Annotated in this window: 1 protein-coding gene; it reads right to left on the bottom strand. The window is 41.0% G+C overall.

Features of this window, described 5'->3' with window-relative positions:
* Positions 1-96 precede the first annotated feature (96 nt).
* Positions 97-2,442 (bottom strand): calcium-binding protein (locus WH95_RS11020; RefSeq protein WP_046506974.1); only part of this gene is annotated, 2,346 nt, incomplete at its 5' end.

Raw genomic sequence — 2,442 nt, 5'->3', positions numbered from 1 at the left:
TTATATTGGTTGCGGGGGCACGCAACCACCGAGAGTTTAAACAAGAATTTAACGGTTCATCGTTATAAAATGAACCCGTTTTATACAGTCGTTACATTACTGCTGCCATGATGAAGTGATTGTTGGGGTTATCCCTTGCTCAACCTCTGGTGTGAGAGATTGCGCATCAAGAGCTGGAGCATCAAAAGTCGCCATTGCTGATACAAGTTGATCAACATTGTTCTTCGTTAAGATATACCCATCAGATGTTTCAATTTGGTCTACTGGACTAGAATACCAATCATCAAGTGTAACGACAGAATTTCCCCCAACAACATCGATAACCAAATCAACGCCATCTTGTTTAAACCAAAGCTGATCATGTTTTACACCATCGGTGAAACGAACTGTGTCGTCACCATCACCAATCTGTGTATTCACAATATGGTCGGAACCATCATTAACTCCGATAAGATAAGTATCATTACCTTCGCCACCAACTAACGTATCGTTACCTGTTCCGCCAGTAAGAGTGTCATTCCCAGCATATCCATAAATCAAATCCTTATGGACAGTGCCCACCAAATGATTACTTTCTCCATCGCCTCTAATAGTAGATATATCATCGGTACCAGTAACCGTAATTACGACACTTTTTGTTACAGGATCTTCTCTGCCATCAGCGTGGACATAAGATGAGTCATAACTAAAGATTACATTTCTACTCTCGCCCGCTCTAAGATCTTGAAAATCTGTCCCAGGATCGAAACTGTAGCTGCCATCTGTGTTAACAATAACAGCCCCTTCTGCAGGGCCTGTATTCAAGCTAAAGCTCAACTCATTATCATCATCTCGAGCATTCGCACCAGACAATACACCATCGATCGGTGTACCATCTTCAGTAGCCGTATCAATGCCAGTGATAATTGTGGAATTATCAGCAAATTCAAGAACGACATCATCAGACCAACCGCTATAATAATTATCAATAATTACTTGATTTCGATCAACGCTACTATCTTCTGCATAAAAAACTCTCAAATCTACTTTTTCATCACTGTAGTTCGTAATTGGTAATGATGCGATATAACCGCCATCAGATAATCCAAATACTGATAATGATACCAAATCTTCTTCATGAAACTCCCCCCTTTCATAGGATCCGAACAGTACTTCCCCACTAACCGTTTTCATATTTGCATCCAGCTGCTGAAGATAAACATCACGACTTCCGTTACCGTATTCAACCCAACCGACTATGAATCCACCATTTGGAAGAGATTTAATAACGACCTCGACATCGTCATCATCAGCAATCACACCAGCGCGAACTTTAATTTCATCACCAACTTTGATTCCAGCTCTATCATATTTTTGAGCAACAATATCCCACTTGTCCCAGCCGGTATCTTTTGAATCAAACCAGCTTACAATATACCCACCATCAGCTATTGATACTAGGCCGCTCCCTCGAGGGAGGTCTGCCATGTCTCGGGTTATTTTAGGTTCTAAAATATTACCAGACAGGTCGTATCTCTGACTAGAGAGCAAACGTTTCCAACCACTACCATAGTCATATTCCCCCCAACTAATACCATAACCTTCAACACCAAAATCAGTTATTGAGAACGGAACCTCATCATCAAGAGCATCGATAGAAATTTCCAACTCCACTGCGTCACCAACTTTATCCCCATTAGTGGTGTAGTGTTGTAAAATGGTGGCACGATCACCATCACCTTTTTCCTCTCCATAAACCGCGATGAAACCACCGTCCAATGTTCCGGTTATTGCTAAAAGAGAATATTCATTATCTGATGTATTACTTCCTCCAAAGTTGAGTGCAGTACCAAGCTCTTCCCCTTCAGTATTATATCGCTGCAGGATAAAAGGTTGTTTCAAAGCGTCTGAATCCCTTGGCGATGCTACCACTGCAATATAACCACCATCCGATAGTCCAGTAGTAAGGGTACGATTACCGCCATTGAAAACATCAGTACTAAGCGTTTTATCATGCCCTACAAAGGCTCGAGAATCTTCAAAATCAACACTCAAATGATTTTCTAATTTTCTAAACCGTAAACTATCTAGATTAATACCTGCTCCAAAAATTAACTTGCCGTCATATTCTCTATTTTTAATCCGATCATACCCATCACCAAGATTGTATCTATAGATACTTCCTTCACCGATTAGAACATCATTCCCTTTTCCGCCTGATAATTCATCGTTTCTTCCACCACCTTGCAGAATATCATCTCCCCCATAACCGAAGATTTTCTCATCATCACTGGTTCCTGTTAGGATATTGTCATCTTCATCTCCATGAATTTGATTCACATTACCGACGCCATTGACAGTGATAACAACATTCTCTGTTGCAATACCGCCGTTTCCATCGGAAACATCATAGGAGAAGCTTACATCACGGTTCTCGCCAACACCAAGATTCTGGAAAGCAAC

Origin of the sequence: Kiloniella litopenaei (assembly GCF_000982415.1) — a bacterium.
In the GTDB taxonomy this organism is placed as follows: Bacteria; Pseudomonadota; Alphaproteobacteria; order Kiloniellales; family Kiloniellaceae; genus Kiloniella; species Kiloniella litopenaei.
The sequence above is the reverse complement of the archived record's forward strand: the minus strand, read 5'-3'. Positions and strand labels throughout refer to the sequence as shown.